General features: G+C 32.8%; 20 protein-coding genes. 3 read left to right on the top strand and 17 right to left on the bottom strand.

What is annotated here, in order from left to right; translation table 11 throughout:
- Positions 1-27: 27 nt before the first annotated feature.
- From BR65_RS13750 to BR65_RS00790, 3 genes are read right to left on the bottom strand one after another with little or no spacing between them, the layout of a single operon-like run.
- On the bottom strand, positions 28-168 hold the full coding sequence (locus tag BR65_RS13750; RefSeq protein WP_023176412.1) for a hypothetical protein: 141 nt from the start codon (positions 166-168) through the stop codon (positions 28-30).
- On the bottom strand, positions 165-1,748 hold the full coding sequence (locus BR65_RS00795; RefSeq protein WP_023176411.1) for an ATP-binding cassette domain-containing protein: 1,584 nt from the start codon (positions 1,746-1,748) through the stop codon (positions 165-167). Before BR65_RS00795 ends, BR65_RS13750 begins: the two co-directional genes overlap by 4 nt.
- The gene (locus BR65_RS00790; protein WP_034536239.1) at positions 1,732-3,735 is read right to left on the bottom strand and encodes a class III lanthionine synthetase LanKC N-terminal domain-containing protein; all 2,004 of its coding nucleotides are present in this window, start codon (positions 3,733-3,735) and stop codon (positions 1,732-1,734) included. Before BR65_RS00790 ends, BR65_RS00795 begins: the two co-directional genes overlap by 17 nt.
- 85 nt (positions 3,736-3,820) lie before the next feature.
- Here BR65_RS00790 and BR65_RS00785 point away from each other — a divergent pair, with 85 nt between their 5' ends.
- Positions 3,821-4,678 (top strand): helix-turn-helix domain-containing protein, encoded by an 858-nt coding sequence (locus BR65_RS00785; protein ID WP_034536237.1) that lies wholly within the window; start codon positions 3,821-3,823, stop codon positions 4,676-4,678.
- A 503-nt stretch (positions 4,679-5,181) separates the two neighbouring features.
- Here the strand turns inward: BR65_RS00785 and BR65_RS00780 are convergent.
- From BR65_RS00780 to BR65_RS00720, 13 genes are all read right to left on the bottom strand, one after another.
- Positions 5,182-6,039 carry a conjugal transfer protein TrbL family protein gene (locus BR65_RS00780; protein ID WP_034536111.1) on the bottom strand — a complete coding sequence of 286 codons (858 nt, stop codon included), beginning with the start codon at positions 6,037-6,039 and terminating at the stop codon, positions 5,182-5,184.
- 2 nt (positions 6,040-6,041) lie between these two features.
- On the bottom strand, positions 6,042-6,542 hold the full coding sequence (locus tag BR65_RS00775) for a hypothetical protein (RefSeq protein ID WP_007723217.1): 501 nt from the start codon (positions 6,540-6,542) through the stop codon (positions 6,042-6,044).
- Positions 6,543-6,558: 16 nt separating this feature from the next.
- A complete protein-coding gene (locus tag BR65_RS00770; RefSeq protein ID WP_034536236.1) occupies positions 6,559-8,076 on the bottom strand; it encodes a VirD4-like conjugal transfer protein, CD1115 family in 1,518 nt (505 codons plus the stop codon).
- Positions 8,073-8,534, bottom strand: a complete 462-nt coding sequence (locus tag BR65_RS00765; protein WP_007723211.1) for a hypothetical protein — start codon at positions 8,532-8,534, stop codon at positions 8,073-8,075. The genes BR65_RS00770 and BR65_RS00765 overlap by 4 nt, the downstream gene beginning before the upstream one ends.
- A 21-nt stretch (positions 8,535-8,555) precedes the next feature.
- Positions 8,556-9,101 (bottom strand): hypothetical protein, encoded by a 546-nt coding sequence (locus tag BR65_RS00760; protein ID WP_034536232.1) that lies wholly within the window; start codon positions 9,099-9,101, stop codon positions 8,556-8,558.
- Between the two features lie 29 nt (positions 9,102-9,130).
- Positions 9,131-10,186: a lysozyme family protein gene (locus tag BR65_RS14050; RefSeq protein WP_051932586.1), complete on the bottom strand. Its 1,056-nt coding sequence runs from the start codon at positions 10,184-10,186 to the stop codon at positions 9,131-9,133.
- A gap of 17 nt (positions 10,187-10,203) precedes the next feature.
- Entirely contained in the window at positions 10,204-11,568 is a 1,365-nt protein-coding gene (locus BR65_RS00750) for a hypothetical protein (protein ID WP_034536230.1), read from the bottom strand.
- Between the two features lie 14 nt (positions 11,569-11,582).
- A complete protein-coding gene (locus BR65_RS00745; protein WP_034536227.1) occupies positions 11,583-13,553 on the bottom strand; it encodes a VirB4 family type IV secretion system protein in 1,971 nt (656 codons plus the stop codon).
- A 30-nt stretch (positions 13,554-13,583) separates the two neighbouring features.
- On the bottom strand, positions 13,584-14,252 hold the full coding sequence (trsD, locus tag BR65_RS00740) for a TrsD/TraD family conjugative transfer protein (RefSeq protein WP_051932582.1): 669 nt from the start codon (positions 14,250-14,252) through the stop codon (positions 13,584-13,586).
- Positions 14,253-14,263: 11 nt separating this feature from the next.
- Positions 14,264-14,599: a hypothetical protein gene (locus tag BR65_RS00735; RefSeq protein WP_023176440.1), complete on the bottom strand. Its 336-nt coding sequence runs from the start codon at positions 14,597-14,599 to the stop codon at positions 14,264-14,266.
- Positions 14,600-14,615: 16 nt separating this feature from the next.
- Positions 14,616-14,951, bottom strand: coding sequence for a CagC family type IV secretion system protein (locus BR65_RS00730; protein ID WP_023176439.1), 336 nt, complete (start codon positions 14,949-14,951; stop codon positions 14,616-14,618).
- A gap of 18 nt (positions 14,952-14,969) precedes the next feature.
- On the bottom strand, positions 14,970-15,563 hold the full coding sequence (locus BR65_RS00725) for a hypothetical protein (RefSeq protein WP_034536195.1): 594 nt from the start codon (positions 15,561-15,563) through the stop codon (positions 14,970-14,972).
- A gap of 136 nt (positions 15,564-15,699) precedes the next feature.
- Complete coding sequence (locus tag BR65_RS00720) at positions 15,700-16,320, bottom strand: hypothetical protein (protein ID WP_034536194.1); 621 nt, start codon at positions 16,318-16,320, stop codon at positions 15,700-15,702.
- 152 nt (positions 16,321-16,472) lie between these two features.
- Here BR65_RS00720 and BR65_RS00715 point away from each other — a divergent pair, with 152 nt between their 5' ends.
- Both BR65_RS00715 and BR65_RS00710 read left to right on the top strand, forming a co-directional pair.
- A complete protein-coding gene (locus BR65_RS00715; RefSeq protein ID WP_034536192.1) occupies positions 16,473-17,093 on the top strand; it encodes a type IV toxin-antitoxin system AbiEi family antitoxin domain-containing protein in 621 nt (206 codons plus the stop codon).
- Between the two features lie 83 nt (positions 17,094-17,176).
- Positions 17,177-17,956, top strand: coding sequence for a nucleotidyl transferase AbiEii/AbiGii toxin family protein (locus BR65_RS00710; RefSeq protein ID WP_244877137.1), 780 nt, complete (start codon positions 17,177-17,179; stop codon positions 17,954-17,956).
- 47 nt (positions 17,957-18,003) lie between these two features.
- Here the strand turns inward: BR65_RS00710 and BR65_RS13905 are convergent.
- Positions 18,004-19,036: hypothetical protein (locus BR65_RS13905; RefSeq protein WP_034536223.1), on the bottom strand; the 1,033-nt coding region annotated here is incomplete at its 5' end.

Below are 19,036 nucleotides of genomic sequence, written 5' to 3'. Positions count from 1 at the left end.
CTAAGTATCTTTTTTTGAGCTATTAAATTATTTTCTCCAGCGTTTTTGTAAATAGTTAATACAAGCATATATATCTTTTTTAGTAAACTTTTCATCCTTATTTTCTTCTTCATTGTCTTCTTTTTTATCACTTAGATCAATTATTTTGTATTTATAAAAATCAATCATATTCCAACCTCCAATATTCCGTCTAGTTTATTTTTTGTTTCATCACTTAGGTGATGAGTAATCATGACAACAGTGACACTTGGATTGGATAATAAAATGGTTTCAATTTCTTGGGAGCTTTGTTTGTCTAATCCAGATGTGACTTCATCTAAAAAGATTATATTTTTACTAAAGTTTAATGCTCTCGCTAAAGCTATTCTCTGACGTTGACCTCCCGAAAAATTATTTCCGTGTCCTATAATTTTATCGGATAGTTTGGCAAAATCATGAATTCCTAGTTTAGTTAAAATAGGCAAGAGATGTTCATTCGTAGTTTTTGTATTTAAAGATATATTATTTTTAATAGTCTCATTAAAAAGATATGGTCGTTGTTCAACATATTCCATTAAATTTGTGATACTAGATTCAGATAGCTCTGTGTAATTTTTTTGATCAATATAAACAGTTCCCGTGTCTGGGTTTAATCTTTTTAATAATATTTTCAAAAGTGTAGATTTTCCTGAACCACTATCTCCGATTATCGCATACTTTTTTCCTTTTTCAAAAATGTAACTTACGTTCCTTAATACGGGTTTATTTCCGTAACTAAAGGAAACATTTTCTAGTCTGATAGTATCTGTAAAATGGTCTATTTTTTGTGTTTGGTTTCCTTTCTTTAAACGAGATGTAGTTAAATTTTGTTTTAATATTGGCTTAACAGATTTTATGGAAAATAAATTAGTCGATACTTGAGAGAGATTAGTAAAAATAAGACCAGATAAATTTCCAGAGGTAGTAATTACTCCGATTGTAATAACCCCTAAATAGGCTAGAGTAGCTGTAAAAAACATCATGAAAATTTGTGAAAGTACACTAACAAAAGAAATCAAGGTATTCAAAGCACCAATCGTTTTGATATAATTAACTTTTTGAGTACCCAAAATCTCTGATTCATCATTCACTTTTTGAGTCATAATAGTTAAGCAATTGTGATAGGAAAAAACTGAAAAGCCACCTAAAATATCATCAATTTTCTCTAAAAACGTACTATTTGTACTTTTTATACGCAAGGTTTGTTTTTCCATTATCGTACTAAATCCCTTTGGCAAAACTACCAAAAACAAACTAAAAATAAGGGCGACAATGGCTAAACTATAATGATAGTAGATTAAAGATCCTATAGCGAAAATGATTGTTGTCATATTTCCTGTTAAATTATAGAGACTTCTAAATCCATTGTCTTGAATAATTTGCACGTCATTATTCATCCAAGAGACATAATGGCTTTTATCATTTTTTTCATAGTCAGTGATAGACATTCGACTGATATTTTTTGCAAAATCTGTTCTAATATCATTGCTCATTAACTTTATAGTATGTTCTTCTAATACAGAACTGATATAACCTAATAACAATGTTGCTATCCAGATAAGTAAGCTAATAAAGCTCCATTTAACGATTCCTTGAATATTTCGATTTACTAAATTGTTTAATATAGGAGATAAAGACATCGAACCTAATACTTGTCCTAAAGAAGTACTAATTGTGATTATAAAAATTAATATGTTTAATTGTTTATGTTTACTAATATAATTGTACATTTTTATCAGCTACTTTCTTTTCTAATATATTGTAAAGTTGCTTATAAAAATAAAGGATTCCTTCAATGCCTGTATTAAAGTTACCATCATCACTTTTCAAATGGTAATCAGGGTATAACCAACCATTAGTAGATACATTTTTAAATTCTCTTATAATAGTATATTTAGAAACTGCTTTTTTTAAATAAATATCCTCATTATAGAAAGAGTATGCTAATAAAAATGTGTCAGCAATTCCTGATAATCCATATTTATATGAAGGATTTCTAACAAAAGTCATATCGATACTTTCTATAAGTTCTTTACAAAACAAAGCAATTTTTTCATCATAATAATAATCTAAGTATTTTATAGTAACTTGTATTAAACCTGCTGTGCAATTTACATAGGGCGAAAGATTATTTTGGTCATTTAAAAATAGTTTTTTTTCAGATTCTAGTACTTTGATATACATTTTTTCTAAAAGTAAGTGAAATGATTTTCTATATTTTTTTTCACTGTTAAATGTAGTTAGGTGTGCTTGTATATAATTTAAATCTGACTCAGATAATTTAGGTAAGTCACCTTTCAAATTATTTTCAATATTTCGAAAAATTTTATTAATATTTTCTGGTTTATATTTTTTTACACTTGTAGTAATGTTACTTGAACAATTCATGTAGTTATTAATAAAATTAATCTCATCCCTCAAACTTTTAATTATATGAGCACCTTCTTCTATTTGGAGTTCTTTCCAAGAAAGCAATTCTGAAACAAAACTATATAGTTCTATAAAATTATATAGATAACAAAATTTAAGGAATAAATGCTTTGTTTGTTGGCCCGTAGGATCGATTACTAACAAGTCGTTAGCGCTGCAAGTCAAATCGATAATCAAGTACCCTAGCCTTTTTTTATCTATTGTAATGCCAGTTTGTTCTTTTAAAAGAGTAGAATCTGTAAAGTATGTTGTACTTACAACATACTTTAAATTCCCAGTACTTAAAAAAGAAGAGTCTGTATCTATGAAAAATATATTTGAATTATCGTCTATTAAGAAATTATTCAGAGATATATCATTATGATAAAAGCCTAAATCATGCATTTCTACAAACTTAATGAATAATTTATCTACAAGACTATATAATTTTTTTTTCCTGTTATGTATCTCTTTTTTATTTTCTATAGGGATTACTGCCAATGTCAGCTCTTCTTTTAAATTAGATAAACTTTTTCCTTGTATATATGACCTAATTAAATAAAAGTTATCTTCTTCAACAATTGTCTCAATTAATTGAGGCACATAATTTTTTCCTTTCAGAAATAATAAATTTTTAGTTTCATTTTCCGCTAAATCAACACTTTGGAAAGTAGTTGATTCACCTGTTTTATATCTAAACTCTTTGATTATAACTTTTTCTAAACTATTTTTATTAACAGCTTCATATACACCTCCATAATTTGAAAATTGAATACTTTTTTCTATTTCATAATTGTCTAATAAGTAACTACTTATTACTTCATTACTTTGATACTTCTCTAGAGGATCTTCAATAAAATTAGGTTTTAGATATCCTACTTTGTTTGCATCTGCAGTAATTTCATTATTTGGTGAAATTATTACTCTTTCTTTTCTAGAAATAGTGCCATATCTATAATAAATAACTTTACAATCCTTATATCTAATATCTGTTAATATTCTAGGACCTTTTTCTTTTTTCAGTTTGCTATATAAATCCCTTACTATTTTTATAAATTCTATTTCCGTGCTGGGATAAATAGTAATTAATTTCCCTGAGCTAATTCTATTAGCATTTTTGCCTAAAAACATTTGTAGATGCTTTTTTTGTGTGTATTTAAAAGGAATTTCATAACTATAACAATAAGTTGCGATTTTTTTTAAAATGTTATGGTAGTTATCATAATACGCTGAAATATGAATTTTCCATCCTTGTTCAGGTAATTTTTCAGATTTAGAAGTAATATAGTAGTTAAAAATGCTTTCCATATAAAACCCTTCTTTCTAATGATAATTTAATCATATATAATAGTAAAAAAGAAATAAGTTTCATATAAGAAACGGAGGAATATTTATGGAAAACATTGGAACTATTATTTTTAGTTTAAGAGAAGATAAAGATCTATCTTTAGAAAATTTGGCTAGTGGTATTTTATCTAAAAGTCAACTCTCAAAAGTAGAGCGTGGCCTTTCTGATATTTCTGCTACAAAATTTTTAAAACTTTTAGATAAGTTACATATAACATTCAGTGAATTTAATTTATTATATAAAGATATATCTACTTCCCCAGAAAATATTTATCTCCTCAAGATGACTCAGGCTTTAATTTCTGGAAATCTAAATCAAGCTAATTTAATAGAATCAGATGTTTGGAAATTTCATACAGAAAATTCTTCGATATATGCAAAATTGAATTACATCATGATCAAAGCCATGAGATTACAGATAGAAGATAAAAAATTAGATACAGATAGCTTGGCCTTTCTGATAGATTACCTTTTTAAGGTTTCTAATTGGACTAGATATGAATTAATTCTGTATGGTAATACAATGACTTCTATTCCCTTAGAATCTATAAATTTATTGACAAAAGAAATTTCTTATAAAACAACATTATATAAAAAAATAAATTTAAGTATTATTATTAATTTATTATTTAACACAGTGATTTTAAATTTAGAGGCAAAAAATTATACTCAAGTAGATTACTTTATAAGAACGTTATCTTCCAATGAATTTTTAGATATCCAATTAGGTGAGAGATTCTTAAAAGAATACGCGAAAGCATTGTACGACTATGTAAGAGATCCAGTAAAAATTAACGAAGAAAAAAACTTAAACCTTCTAAATATTTTAAAAATTTTGGATTCAGATAATCTTTTTATTGCATATAGTAAAATTTTTGAAGATTTCAAAAATGAAACAAATTAAATAATCTCTTTTTTTTAATATATACTTTTTTTGTATTCAATTAAAAATGAGAGGAGATAAAATAATATGAGTAACTTACAAAAATTACAAGAGTTAAAAGCCGAACCATATGGAAAAGTAATTGTCACAGCTTATTGCCCAATTATAATTAGCTAAAATTTCATTTTTATAGTTAGTGTTAGATTACTTAATATAATGAATATAGATTGGCTATCTTTGTGTCCAATAAATTAATAGTATAATTTATATACTTTAATTACCGTGAAGTTATGTTAGTAGCAATATCAAATGTTAGTGAAATAATATGACATTTGAGTTTATTTCGTGGATAATTATCCTGTTTTAAAGTTGAAATGGTCTTAGAATCGATTATTTTTGATTCCAGAAATGTAGAAAAATGTATCTCCAATATTTTTATGGAGATACGTTTTTTTATGATCTATTTACTATCTGAAAAATTAACTTTTAATTTATTATTATATATTTTCTGTTCCTTTAATTATTTATTTTGTTGCTGAAACCGCACTGGTAACACTTCTTGCTCGCATCATATATATTCTAGTAGCCACTTTTCCACCTTGCATAGTGGCTTTACCAGACCCTGTTCCATACCACATGCTTCTTAAAACACTTGGCCCACGAATAATCAGTACGCCAAAACCAATTAGCAACATAAAACTGTACCATTCGAAGGTTGTACTAGATAATACTTCTACAATCCCTACCATTAAGCCCATTTGGACAATAATACTCACAATTTGGCTTAGAAATTCGCGCCACCATACAGACATATAATTGTATTCCTCATTAATAATAGATATCGCTGCCCATACACTCAATAACTCCAACAAGACAAGATCCGCATGATAGATACAGATTTTGATTAAGAAGGTCGCAAATACAATAAGTACGAATAATAGTAAGATAAGAGTACTAATAACATTAGGAGCGACTTGCGAGACGTCTTCTATGTTAATAAAAGAATTGATTTTTTCTGCAGTCATACCACCAATTGAACTAAACATCCATTCTCCTAATGGATAGACAATCATATCGAGCGAAAAAATTAAAATTAACGGTAGAATTAGTACCATTGCACTAGCCTTAAAGGAATCGACAATCAATCCCCATACAGAAGCGTCTCGACTGCCTTCCGCTTCAGATAATAAAAAAATCAATACTTTAGCTAAAGCGATGGTAACTAGCATAACACCACCAAATGCTATGAATATTCCATACAATTGAGAGAAAAAACCACTCAGTGCATTGTGATCAAAAATAAGCTTTCCTAAAAGGTTAAAGGTTGTTTCTAGCAAATCTGTAATCCAGTCTGAAAACATTTTGGAAATCCTTTCTCCCATATTTACCACTCACCTTCTTCAACAGAATTCAGTTTCCACTCTCCATCTTCTATATTCATTTCAATCTCTACCAAACTTGGTGTAATTGTAGAAATACTTTCAATTGAAGCACTGTGATTTACTGTCTCCAATTCAGGATTTACGTTACTTTCCTCAATGCTAAATTCTTGCCAAAAAACACCATTATCATAACTTTCTTCACTTTCTCTTAAAAAAAACAAATTTTTACTAAATACAGAATCTGTATTAAATTCATATTCTTCAATCTCTTCAGTAATTTTTTCTTGGTAGCTTTCTGTTAAATAAGGAAAAACATCCTCTTCTAAACGAGCTTGTAAATCATCATTATCTAAGTCCGAAAAACGTTCTCGCTCTTCGTGTAGCGTCAAAAAAATTTCTAGCTGGTTTGTGCTCTTTTCTATTGCTTCTTCTTCGTTAAATCCGCATCCGGATAAAAAGAATGAAACACTCAATAACATTAACCCTTTCGTTCCTTTAATCATTTTGTCACTACCTTCCTTAGTTCATTGACTTAAAAAATCCGGCCGCTTCAGTTATTATTTCTTGTTCTTTTTGCTCTTTTGCTTTTTCACGTTCTTCAGACTGTTCCTTTTCTCGTTCGGTTCGATTCTCAGCGTCTGTTTTCATGTAGGCTTGATAGTTTTCTTTATCTTGTTCGAATTTTTCTAGTTGTTCAGCTGTAGAATGTGGTGTGTAGTCACTTTGATTCAATAAGAATTTGGGTTGCGGAAACAACTCGAATTGAAAAGCTTTTTTCGCTTGAATGGGGCGTTTGTTCTGAAAGACAATTAAACTCGTATCATCTGCCATTTGCATAATTTCACCAGCCGTCATTAAATCTCTTCCCGTGTAGCTTTGATTTTCGCTGGAACTGCTAGAATTGTTCTCTTTACCATGTTGTGTGCTCTCAGACTCGGTTTCAACCTTTACGGTAGCTTTATCCAATAAGCGTTTAAAGTACTCTGCAGTAGTCGAATTCGCAGCGTTTAAGCACGTTTTCACGGCACAGTTTCCTAAAATACTTTCCGCTTTTTTATCGCCATATTTATCCTGCAATTGCGTCAAAGTTTGAATAATAGTGGCCACTCCAATTCCATACCCTCGACAAGTAGCTAAAAATTCTTCATATCCTGGAAACTTACCTAAGTTTACAAATTCATCTAAAATAAAGTTCACTGATTTCGGCAATTTTGAGTGGTTCTCAGACGCAAAATCATAGAGTTCGTTAAATAACTGGCTAAAAAAGATATTGATTAGCCCTTCCCATGATTGATCCATCACCGGAATAATCACGTAAAGCACCATCTTTTTGCGTCCAATGTCTCGTAAATTAAAATCGCTAAATCGTGTGAATTCGGCGACTTCATCATCCACAAAGTCGGATATTGTTGTTAGAAGGGACATAATGATACTTCCTTGCATGTCTCCTTTGGCTTTTTTATAGCCTAATTCATACGCTCGTCTAGCTGGGTGCTTGCGTTCAAGTTTTAAAAACTCTTCATCTAAGCCACTTTCGCCATCCTCATCTGATTCAGGGTCGAACTCTTGTAAAAAGTCTAAGATGCCCTCCATATTTCGTCTTTCAGGAGGCAATTCATACTTTACGAACAAAATAAGAGCCTTTAACAGTGCTCGTTGTGAGTAATACCAAACGTCTCTTTTACTGTCTTTGTTAGCACTGTCCACAATTTTAGTCGCCACTGTGGTGGCATGAATATCTTTTTTAACGTAATCAATAGGGTTGTGTCGGTCAGAGGCCAACATATTTGAAAAATTCAAGACCCGGACGTCGTATCCTTGCTGCTGTTTAACGGCAGCTGTTTGCTCATAAACTTCTCCTTTTGGATCCGTCACAACGATGCTATTTTCCGTTTCATTATAGACATTTGTAATCACAAAACTTTGGGTTTTAAAAGACCCTGGTCCTCCCATCACCATTATATTTCGATTGGGTTTCGATTCAGTGGGTTGAATAATGACCTTATTATTTAAAATACCTAAAATGGTTCCTGTCATTTGTTTCCCTCCCCTTCAGTTGGTTGATCAAGCGAAGCGGTAAAGTTTTTCAGTATCTCTTGTTTAGATTGTGCCAGGTAATTTTTACCGTCAAAAATTTCTTTTTCGCGTGCCCAGCGTGCTGAACCATGGTATTGGTTTCGTTCATCGGCTTCCCATCCCTCTTTCTTTTCTTTAGACGCTAATTTGATTTGAACAAAGGCACAATAAAGGAAGAGACCAATGGTTCCCATTAGAAATAATGGATTGTTTGTTTCGATTAACGTTTGGATTGTTTGAAAAGGATGAAGAAGTGTCTCTTTTACTGTTTCGAGTAAGATAGTGGTCGTTAAAGACAATTTAAACTCGGATAAGGTCAGTATCAATTGAGTCAACACTACCAAGCAACACACCGAAAGGATAAAACTAACGAGAAACCAAACAAGTTTCTTTTTTACTTTGTTAAAAAAATTGTTCACCGAATCCCTCCCTTAACGGATTTAGTTGGTTGCTGTCAAACCTAGATTTGTTAATTGGCTAATCTTATACTCCCCATCAGTTTCAATGAGGGTAACTTGATACAATTGCGGCAAAGTAGAAACCACTTCATGATCCAATGAGTATTCAGTGGTTAATTGAACCAGAAAAATCAGTTGATCCGTCGGATGAAGATAGATAATCAGTTCCGTTAACTGATTCTTTACATCTAAAAAAGGCGGATCTGTAGAAGAAAGTTCTTTTAGGCGTTGAATGGTTTCATCTGTAGCCTTGTTTTTTAAGTGGTCGAAACGAGTAAGATAAGTATCGTTATCGTAGTCTAAATAAGTACGTAATCCCTCTTCAATCACGGTCAGTTTCTTTTGATTCGCTACAGTGTCAATGAACTTAGTGTCTTGCTTGATTAGCTGGTCCATCGTTTTTAATTCTTCTTCTGCTTTTGAGAGCTTACTTTCTAGTGTTTGATTTGTTTGGTTTAAACTAAACAGCGATACAATCAAAATAAGTACCGTTACGCTTCCGGTAACCATTAGTAGTAATTTTTTCATCTCTATACCCTCAATCTTTACATCATTCATTACAATCCCAACAAGGGTGCCGGATCGATTCGATTATTGTTTTGATAGACCTCAAAATGCAAATGTACACCAGTAGAAGATCCAGAAGTACCCATATAACCAATGGTTTCGCCTGTTTCAATTTGTTGACCAGGCAGAACGGTAACCTCTTTTAAATGAGCGTAGAGCGTCTCTATTCCATTTCCATTCGTTAGTTTCACGTAATTCCCCCAACTGCTGGAGTAAGTTGCTTGAGTAACTTTCCCCTTCAATGCCGCAAAAACAGGTGGATTACCACCGCTCACAGGCGCAAAATCAACACCGCCATGCAGTTTGTTTTCTCCCGTTATAGGGTGGACTCGAAACCCAAAAGTAGACGTAATGGTTCGATCTTCAACTGGAAAGGCTAGTACCCCATTGCCCGTCACTCCATCGGTTAAAGCTTGCTGGACTAAATCCGCATAATAAAAATTACCACCATTCGTGTATAAGTAATTGCCATTCCCATCAGCCACGGGAGCTGAGTAAGGATACGTTTGACCGGATATATTGCCTAAAGAAGGCGCGACGACTTCTTTAGAATACGTTTCTGCCAATTCCGTCGTGTGAACACCACCGTTATCTGCTATATACGTTAAATAACCACTACCAAAATTGTAGCTCTGGATAGCTGTATTTAGGTCGACTCCAGTTTGATTCATTTGATCAATCACATCTTTAAAGTGCTTTATCCCTATCTGAATACTATAAACGGGATCTTGAATGGCATTAGGTGCTAAACCAATGGCTTCACTCGACTGCATGATATCTAACTGAGAACCATCTGACTCAATAGCTGTAATGGCCAATACAATCTGTATATAATCTTCCATCCCATATTTAGCTAGTTCCTCTTCCATGATGGGTTTCCATTTTAGAACCGATTCAGGTATAGAAGCTAATTCGTTCTCATCCGTTCCAGTAAAATAACTGGAAAAGGCGGTCACTAAGATGGTAATTAAGAGGACTAGTCCCAATGCAGACCAACCAAGAACTTTTCCGATTTTACTTTTAACATAAAACGTTAGTGGCTTCATTTATATCCTCACCAACTTTACTCGTTGTTTTGTAGTGTCTCTATTTCTTTCGTCAATGTTGCGATTTTATCGTTCTGAATCTTTTGTTTTTCTTCCTTCTTCTCATCATCTTCTTTAATGGCTTTTAAATCTTCTTCTGCTTTCACCAATTCTTTTTCTGCTTGTTTAAGTTTAATCTTGTTTTCTAAAGGAGCTGACGGAAATTTTTCTAGTACTTTTTGTGCACTGGTCACATCATCATTTGTTAGATAAGCCATTCCCATTCTGACTGCTGTTTCTTCATCTTCCAAAAATGGCAAAGCAGAGGACATCGTAGCTGTATCATAAGCCTCAATAGCTTTTTCAGTTTCTAATTTAATAGAGTGCTCTTCTGCAACGTCTGTAAGCGATAAATCAAGAATCGCTTCACTTTGATCGTTGTCATAGTAATGGGTAATAACTGACTCTAGAAATGAACTATCTGTATCTATAGCTTGTTGGTATTGGTTATTTTCAAAGTACATATTGGCAATTGCCTCTTTAGATTCTCCAGCTTTTTTCATAGCGATAGCTGCTTTTTCATAGTCTTCCTTAACGATCTGTTGATTGGCTTCTAGTGAATAATTCTTTTGTTCCAAGTCTTGTTCCATTGCCTGAACAATTTGTTCTTGCTGGGCATTAGCGTATTGCTTTGTCATTCCTACTGCAGTCAAAGAGAAGAGAACACTCGCAGCTAGAGCATAAAGGGTGCGTTTCTTCAATTTTTCTTTATTGGTTGAGTTGTGTTGAATGTAATCATAGGTCACAAAATCATACGCTTCTTCAACAATCAGCAACATTTCTTGCCTGGTACTAGCCTGAACAACTGCTTTAACCAATTCATTCCCACGCTTTAAGACTTCTTCTTTTTCTCCTAAGCACGTTTCATAGCTAAAGTTAGTCAAAATACATAAAACTAATGCTTTATACCGATCAAGATTGGAATACTTATGTTCTTGAGGCAATACATTTGTAGCCAAATAAGTATATTTCACCGTTTGCATTGGATAATAAAAAATTGTGGCCGGATGAATACTCACAAATTCGGACGTTTGTTGCAAAATGTTCTCTCTAAGTAGTGTTTGGGCAATCGATAACTTAACGGAGTATTCTTCTTTTTTTATCATGGTTAGAGATTTCATGCTTTCTAAGCGTTCATAATGAAGGTATAGGGTATGGTCATCTTCCTCTACTTGAATTAAATTAAAAAAATGAACATCATTTTGTTTTTTCAGACTCTCTATATCTTCGATTTGCTCATAGGAGCAGAGATTTTTTGAAATTTCATACACGATTTTTTCTTTAAACAATTTGATACTTCCAAATTCAAAGTTCATCACCTTAAAGTCTTGCCATCCTAGCATCTTATCCCTCCTTGCTAGTCATATAGAAAGTTTTTAGCTTCTACCAACTCACTAGGTGTCATCTGTATACGCTCTTCATAATTTGGAACTTCCATTGCTGATTCTCCATATAGTTCTTCATACCGTTCTGGATCCTTTAACCGTAATTCTTCTTCTGTTAGCTCGACCTTCATAAATGCGCGTTGCGATCCATGTATGATTAACGCTTCTCCTTGTTTTCTACGCGACAACAATTTCTTTTCTTTCTCACTAAAATTCATATGCAGTTTATCGGTCAAATCTTCTACACCTTTATCATCTAATCCAAAAAAGACTTTAGTGTAACTGTTTCCGATAATGGCCTCTCCAACATTTTTACTGTCACTCATGGTCCCTTCAAGGACATCTTGAATCTGTTGTGTCCCAGCAATGGCTCCTGCATTGTACTTTCTGAACCGTTTATACGCTTGATAAAAGAATTGTGCGGCTTCTGGATTTTGAGTTAAAAAATGAAATTCGTCGACCACTAATTTAATGTTTTCATTCTTGTTTTTAGTGATTTCATCCCATAAGAAACTAAATGTATTGAGATACGCTGCTGCTTGAACATCTGCTTCATTTTGTAGAGCTTTCAAATCAAATGACAACAAGTTAGCATTAATATTTATATTTGTGTGTCCGTTGAAAAGCGTCGTTGAACCATGAACATAACTTTCTAAAATATAATAAAAATCGTTTAAAACCTTAAACCGGTCTGGATCGTTTTGTTTTAATTTTTCAATTTCATTAAAGACATTCTCTAAAGTGGGGTATTGCTCTGATTTGATTTCCGAAATATTGGAATACTTAAAAATACCTGCATTCATATACGTATTGCGTAAAACAGAATCCAGTACGGCTTGCTCTACTTGAGTAATATCGGGTTTTAATACTTGAAAAAAGCCTTTTACCCGTTGAATCTTATCTTTCACTAAGAGGTTTAAATCAATCGTCAAACTTTCACTATTCTCGCTGATTTCTTCTGAGAAAATTTCTAAAGGATTGATTTTAGTTTGCGCATTTGACGATAAATGAACGACTGTCCCACCTAAGTGTTCCACTATTTGTGAATATTCATTCTCAGGATCAATAATAAAAACTTTAATGTCTCGAGCGACATACCGTAATATTTTTTGAGTCATGTACGTCGTTTTTCCGACTCCACTGGTTCCAATAACGACCATGTTTTGATTCAGCGTATTTTTACGATCTAAGTAATCGATAGCAATGAGACTGTTTGTGTCTTTGTTAATGCCTTCAACGTCGCTCCTGGGTGATAAATGAAGAATCTCAGCGTCGTCAAAAGGAAACATACTAGACGCTACTTCTGTATTCGATTCTTTATACGTATAATCCCCTAATAAATTTTCGCCAATGGGAAGGGCACTCCAAAAAGCTTGATACATGCCTTTTACTGGTATCATAGATTTCATTTGTAATTTAATAAGCGTTTTAGTGATATTTTCAGTCAAGTCATTCAAGACTTCTAACGTTGAAGCATTTAAGTAAATGTACGTGTATTGATAAATGAAACTGGAGTTGCTTTGTAAGTATTTATCCAATTGCCGATTTGCGGTTTCAATTTGTTGCTCTAAACGTTTTCGTTTTAATGGATCGTAAATCTTTAATAGTTCTGCTTCCTTATTCTTAATCGTTTCGTTGTAGTGGTGTATCATTTTTGTTGAACTCGACGACTGTAAGAACTGAGAAATCGTAATATTTCCTTTTTTTCGTTTGAGTTCTGATAACCAATTGCCATATTGAACTTTAGGGTAATCCACGATTACTATAACGCGAATAAAGTTGTCGCCACTTTCAATATAATCAGGAAATTCCTCCCAAGAAAACGGATAGACCACATCTAAACTGCTCTTATCTAAAAAGGAATCCAATGAACTTTCCGTTTCTACTTTTTTGACTGGTGATTGATCACGTTCTTCTTTGGTGCGTTTCTTTCCAAAATACACACGTTTCCCCTCCCTTCTGGAAGCCTTAACTTAATGATTGGAAAAATTCATGAGGTGTTTCAGGGTTTTCCGACATTCCATAGAGGATAATTGCCTGGCTTCCATATCGTAGTTTTCTAGGCTATTCTCCAATGTTTTGATAAATTGGGTTACTTTTTCATGAAGATTAGTGGCAGCCAATTCAAGGCTCGAGTGTTTTTTATCCTTTATTTTTTGTCGTATCACGATTAAATGCTTTTTTGTACTCATTTGATTCGTCAATTGTAAGTTTTGATAGTAATCCACATAACTTGCGATTAAGGTAATCTTTGCTTGATTGATCGGTTGTTCTTCCTTTACTTTTAAATAGCGTTTCTTCCAATACAACACATAGTCGTCAAAAGCGACTGGCGTCGTCATATCTAAATACTGTTGCACTTCTCCCGTATCGCCTTCACCAATAGTTGACATTAAAAAGGCATTGAATTCGTCAAAAACATCTTCTTGTTCAAGTTCATTTAGCAAATCCAGATTAACCCCGGAACCTTCAATCAAAGCGACTAGATAACCTGTTTTTGTAATTAAAAAGTCTTGATATTGTGCCTGAATCAACGACATATCTTGTAACGTTTGCTTTCCTGTGTCCAATTTTTTTGGTTCATAGCGAAAGATGTAATCGTCTATTGGTTTTTTACGTTGGTTTATTTTGAAAGGAAACACGTTTCGCCCTCCTAATCCATTGGTTTTCTTTTTTTGATATAAAATCGCTTTTGTCTAAAGCGATAACTTTTTTTATGCGTTAAATAATCCTGCATAGTAATATTTTGGCGGTGCTTAACCGGTTTTGCACTAATCAGTGCGAATGCTAAAGTTAACAGTAATAGGATAATGATCAGCTTTACACCCAATAACCATAAATTATAGGGTGGGATAGCCAACAACACTAACCCAAAGACACTAATGGGTAAGACATAAGTCGCAAGTTCCTTTAATGACAGTCCTAGAAAAGCCCCATAAGTTGAATTGACGTTATCTGGAAAAATAAATTCCTTCCCTTTTTTAGCCATTTAAATCCCTTCTTTTCTATACAAATAAACTATAAACCCATGGCAACAACCAAATAATGGCTGCAGCTAAAGCAACTAAGCCCGCTACTCGACCAACAGCTTGATAAACTTCGTTTTTTTCATGCGGATTGTCCGCTGCAGGCATCCGTTTGATAATAATGAATAATCCAACGACTGTTCCTACAAGTACCACTAACCCTGTTAATATGCCTTGTACAATATCTCCCGCATTTTGCAATTTAGCTTCTACTTGTCCAGCTGATGCCCCATAAACAATAGCTGGGTGACTCATCACCGTTAATCCTGTTGCCATGATTGCCGAAACAACTTTTGATTTTCTTTTCTTAAACATAAAAACCCTTCTTTCACTTTAGTCTTTGTCGGTTGAATGTTGTTCAAGTTCTAATTGTGAGTAGTCTTTTTGTCGTTTTTGTTTCATAGTTAAAAAATCCGATAATTTTTGTTGTGCTTGTTCTTCAGAATCTAAACGAGGAGAAACGATAGCAAGACTTCCTTCAGTAAATTTCCCAATATAAAATCCACTTTCATTTTGATCCAATGACTCAAGCTCAATAATATGTAGCCTCTTTTCATATTTTTCAACTACATTACTTAATTGGATGCCATAAAAATCTAAAAAGCCTTCTGCAAGACTCGCTCCAATAAAGGAAAGTTCACTCATGACTTGATTAGGCTTAGTGGCGTACTCTTCTATCTTTACTGTTCTTGCTTCTTCAACAAGTTCTGGCTTTCCATTCTGCTGTAAAAATCGTTCAAATAGATAAGAACGCGTCTCAACATTTGGTGAAAGTTCCTTTTTAATGATTTCTTTTCTGAGTGCTTCCAGTGGTTTTCCTTGTTCTCTCAACAGTTCTTCTTTCTTTGAATGACTAAGAGTTACGGACTGTTTGTCTAGGATCACTCCCTTTTGTCGATTGTGTAAAATAGAAGAATTCTCTTTCATACCAGACCATTTTTCAATATAAATACCTTTTCCTCCCTTCATAAAAAACAAAAAAAGTTATTATATAAAAATAGATTTTTTCATCTATCTTTATATGATAACTTTCATACATCAATTTTTCTAATCTTCTGCTCATTCATTTAACTATATTCTCTAATAATTTTATTAATTGCTGTTCAAGCACGATATTTCTAGGATAACCTGTTTCATCTGATAGTTCTTGAATCCTTTTAGAACTTGATTTAGTCAGTTGTATCCCTTGCTGAACACGATCACTTTCTTTACTAACCCATTCAGCAGAAGGTGCACTATAATCTAAAGTAAAAGCATAATTTAAAAGAGCTGTATTCGGGATTCCCGTTTGTTCTTTAAATAAAGCTAACTGATTGACTGTTTCTTGTGACAGACAAGTTGTGGAGACTGCTTTAAAAACTGATTTTTCTTCACTTTTCCAATTAGTATGATTGACAACATAACTTAAATAAGCGGATAAATACTTTCTGACGGTTAAAAGATACATTTTTCTATTGTCATACTTCAAAAGGATAACGTCACTTATTTCGACTTGTAATTGCTGATGACTTACCTCAATCTTGTCTAATTCATTTTCTAGTTCTTCTTTGGTCACCTCTTTAAATTGAGTTGCATAGAGGACTAAATGCAACAGTACAGTAGAAGTCTTAGAAATTCCTAGATAATGGCCGCGTCTCTCTAATTCTTGATAAATCTCGCGGGTAAGCAACAAACCAATTTTCAATAGTACACCTCTTTTCCAAATGATAGTAGTCGCATCATTATACCATTGAACTCAGGTCTTTTTATTGATAAATTCTATTTAAAATCCTTAGTTTGACGATTATACTACAAAAAGTTATAATTGTAGTATAATCGTCAAAAAGAGGTGAGCTTATGACGCAAATAAAAGACAAAGAAGAACATTCAAAAACAAAACTATTGTTGCAATTGATAAAAGAGCAAAATGGGACCGTTACTTTTCAAGACGCTAAAAAGGCTGGTATTCATAAAGAATATGTACTCAAATTATTCCATGAAAATATTTTAGAAAAAGTTGGTCCAGGTTCTTACGTTGCGATTGATCAATTTCCTGATGAATACTATATTTTGCAAAAAAGATTTAAAAAAGGCATTTATTCTCATGAAACAGCTCTCTATCTTCATGATTTAACTGATGTGACCCCTTTCGATTACCATATGACCTTTCCAAGGGGATACAATAATCCTTCTTTAAAGGAAAATAATATCTTAGCTAAACATAGTAGAAGAGACAACTATTTAATTGGATTAATGACTATGAAAAGTCCACATGGAAACTCAATTCGTGTCTATGATAGGGAAAGAACCATTTGTGACATCTTTTCAAAAAACAATCGGACTGATAAAGATGTTCAAATTAATGCCCTTAAACGTTATTTAACAACAGAAGATAAAGATCTTATCAAATTAATGCAATACGCACAACTATTTAAAGTAGATCGTGACTTAAGAAAATATATGGAGGTGTTAGTATAAAAACCCCTATTCAGTTGAAAACTAAGATTAAAAATAAAGCTCAAAAAGAACAAATAGACGCACAAATGCTTATGAGAAATTATATGTTGGAACGCATGTTAGTCAGAATCAGTAAATCAAAATATAGGCATTCCTTTATTTTAAAAGGTGGATTTTTGATTGGTTCTCTTATTGGAGTAGACAAACGGACCACTATGGACATTGATACGACTATTACCGGTACAACTGTTTCATCCGATGTGCTAAAAACGATATTCTTAGAGCTATGTGAGTTAGATATAGGAGATCACATTCAATTCGAGTTCCAAACTATTCAAGAAATTCGTGAAGAAGATGACTATCCGGGTTATAGAGTAGCTATAGTTGCCAGTTTGCAAACAATGGCTATTCCGATAAAAGTAGACATTACAACCGGTGACATCATTATTCCAAAAGAAATTCACTATAAACATAAATTAATGTTTGAGGAAGAAGAAATTTCTATCCTTTCTTACCCTATAGAAACAATTTTAGCAGAAAAAATCCAAACAATTTACTATCGTGGTGTGTTCAATACCCGAGCTAGAGATTTCTATGATGTCTATATGTTAAGTAAATTAGAACCTAGTCGAATTGACTATGATTTATTAAGAAAAGCCCTAACCGCCACTTGTAACAAGAGAAATACACCTAATATTATGCGAGATTATATAAAAACGTTGGAGTTTATACGAACCAATGATGAAATGAGACAAATCTGGTCTAATTATCAAAATAAGACGGATTATACGAATAACTTAAGTTTTGACGAGGCATGTGACGCCTTACATCATTTGTTAACCTTTGTGTACACTAATCCTCCAATAAATAATTCTATTGAATAGAGTATCTACCTTGTGTAGGTACTCTATTTTTGCCTTATTCTTTTATTTCAACGCTTTGGACCTTTAAAAGAACGTTTAGGTTTCTTTTTCTTCAGTTCTTTTTCTAGCGCTCGTAATTTTTCTCTTTCTTCGTAATCTAATGAAGCCAGAATTTGATCTAACTGTTGAGGTCTAAATAAATAGTTCAACAATTGACTGGAAGGCATAGATTTTTGTTGAGAAAAAGAAAATTCACTCGTTTTTTGTTCTTTTAATGTATCAGCTTGCTCTACAGTCAGTACTCCCGTTTCGATACACTCATTGAGCAATAAATCGTGCAAATCTGGTCTATCTATTAGGATAGTCTTCAATTCCTCACTCATAGTTAAAGAAGAAACGTCTATAGATTCATCGTTGTTGAGATTTCCAGCTTTTCCATAGTCGGTAAAGTACGCGACTGCGATGTGTTGTTCTTCTAGTGTAAACTTAATCAGCGGTCTTTCTTTTAAGTGAATTAAATTGTCAACTGTCAATTGATCTCCATAGTAATCAATGGCTTTAGAAAAGAGTTCTTTAGTCGGAATATCTTGATCATCCAGTTCTAAAGAAGGAAATATTCGAGAAATTTTGTCATCATAATAGTTTTGAATCACTTTCATAGCAATCTTATTTCTTTCTTGCTCTTTGATACTATTTTTTAATGTCGTGTAAACCGTATCCGGAAGATTTTCTACTGTTTTTGCATCCTTGAAATCCACCTGGTATTTTTCTACAATGGACACTACCGTTTGATTCAACAGCTTGTTTTTTTCTTCATAGACTGAATAGGAATCATAAGGACGTTTAACAACCTTTGATACTTCATGATACAGTTCTTGTTGGTTAGAATGTTCCAGTATCTTTTCTACTTCTTCTGGTTGGATCACGCGGTCCTCTTTTACCGTTCGATTCGCTAAAGTTTTCACCTGATAATCAGATAAGTTCTTTTGATCTATGGTTGGATAGTAGTTTTTAAGTAATCGCTCAGATTCTTTTAAAATGAGGCTATCTGCTTTCTCTACTAATTCCATTTGAGACTCAATCAAATTCAACGTCTTCGTG

The sequence above is a fragment of the Carnobacterium inhibens subsp. inhibens DSM 13024 genome, assembly GCF_000746825.1.
Classification (GTDB): Bacteria; Bacillota; Bacilli; order Lactobacillales; family Carnobacteriaceae; genus Carnobacterium_B; species Carnobacterium_B inhibens.
This window is presented reverse-complemented; position numbering and strand designations above follow the sequence as displayed.

Excerpts from the sequence above, each read along its gene's own strand:
- BR65_RS00775 (WP_007723217.1), bottom strand. The coding sequence starts at position 6,542 with ATGATTAAAGGAACGAAAGGGTTAATGTTATTGAGTGTTTCATTCTTT.
- BR65_RS00795 (WP_023176411.1), bottom strand. The coding sequence starts at position 1,748 with ATGTACAATTATATTAGTAAACATAAACAATTAAACATATTAATTTTT.
- BR65_RS00790 (WP_034536239.1), bottom strand. The coding sequence starts at position 3,735 with ATGGAAAGCATTTTTAACTACTATATTACTTCTAAATCTGAAAAATTA.
- BR65_RS14050 (WP_051932586.1), bottom strand. The coding sequence starts at position 10,186 with ATGAAGCCACTAACGTTTTATGTTAAAAGTAAAATCGGAAAAGTTCTT.
- BR65_RS00715 (WP_034536192.1), top strand. The coding sequence starts at position 16,473 with ATGACGCAAATAAAAGACAAAGAAGAACATTCAAAAACAAAACTATTG.
- BR65_RS00710 (WP_244877137.1), top strand. The coding sequence starts at position 17,177 with ATGTTGGAACGCATGTTAGTCAGAATCAGTAAATCAAAATATAGGCAT.
- BR65_RS00785 (WP_034536237.1), top strand. The coding sequence starts at position 3,821 with ATGGAAAACATTGGAACTATTATTTTTAGTTTAAGAGAAGATAAAGAT.
- BR65_RS00770 (WP_034536236.1), bottom strand. The coding sequence starts at position 8,076 with ATGACAGGAACCATTTTAGGTATTTTAAATAATAAGGTCATTATTCAA.
- BR65_RS00760 (WP_034536232.1), bottom strand. The coding sequence starts at position 9,101 with ATGAAAAAATTACTACTAATGGTTACCGGAAGCGTAACGGTACTTATT.
- BR65_RS00730 (WP_023176439.1), bottom strand. The coding sequence starts at position 14,951 with ATGTTTAAGAAAAGAAAATCAAAAGTTGTTTCGGCAATCATGGCAACA.
- BR65_RS13750 (WP_023176412.1), bottom strand. The coding sequence starts at position 168 with ATGATTGATTTTTATAAATACAAAATAATTGATCTAAGTGATAAAAAA.
- BR65_RS00780 (WP_034536111.1), bottom strand. The coding sequence starts at position 6,039 with ATGGGAGAAAGGATTTCCAAAATGTTTTCAGACTGGATTACAGATTTG.
- BR65_RS00735 (WP_023176440.1), bottom strand. The coding sequence starts at position 14,599 with ATGGCTAAAAAAGGGAAGGAATTTATTTTTCCAGATAACGTCAATTCA.
- BR65_RS00750 (WP_034536230.1), bottom strand. The coding sequence starts at position 11,568 with ATGCTAGGATGGCAAGACTTTAAGGTGATGAACTTTGAATTTGGAAGT.
- BR65_RS00725 (WP_034536195.1), bottom strand. The coding sequence starts at position 15,563 with ATGAAAGAGAATTCTTCTATTTTACACAATCGACAAAAGGGAGTGATC.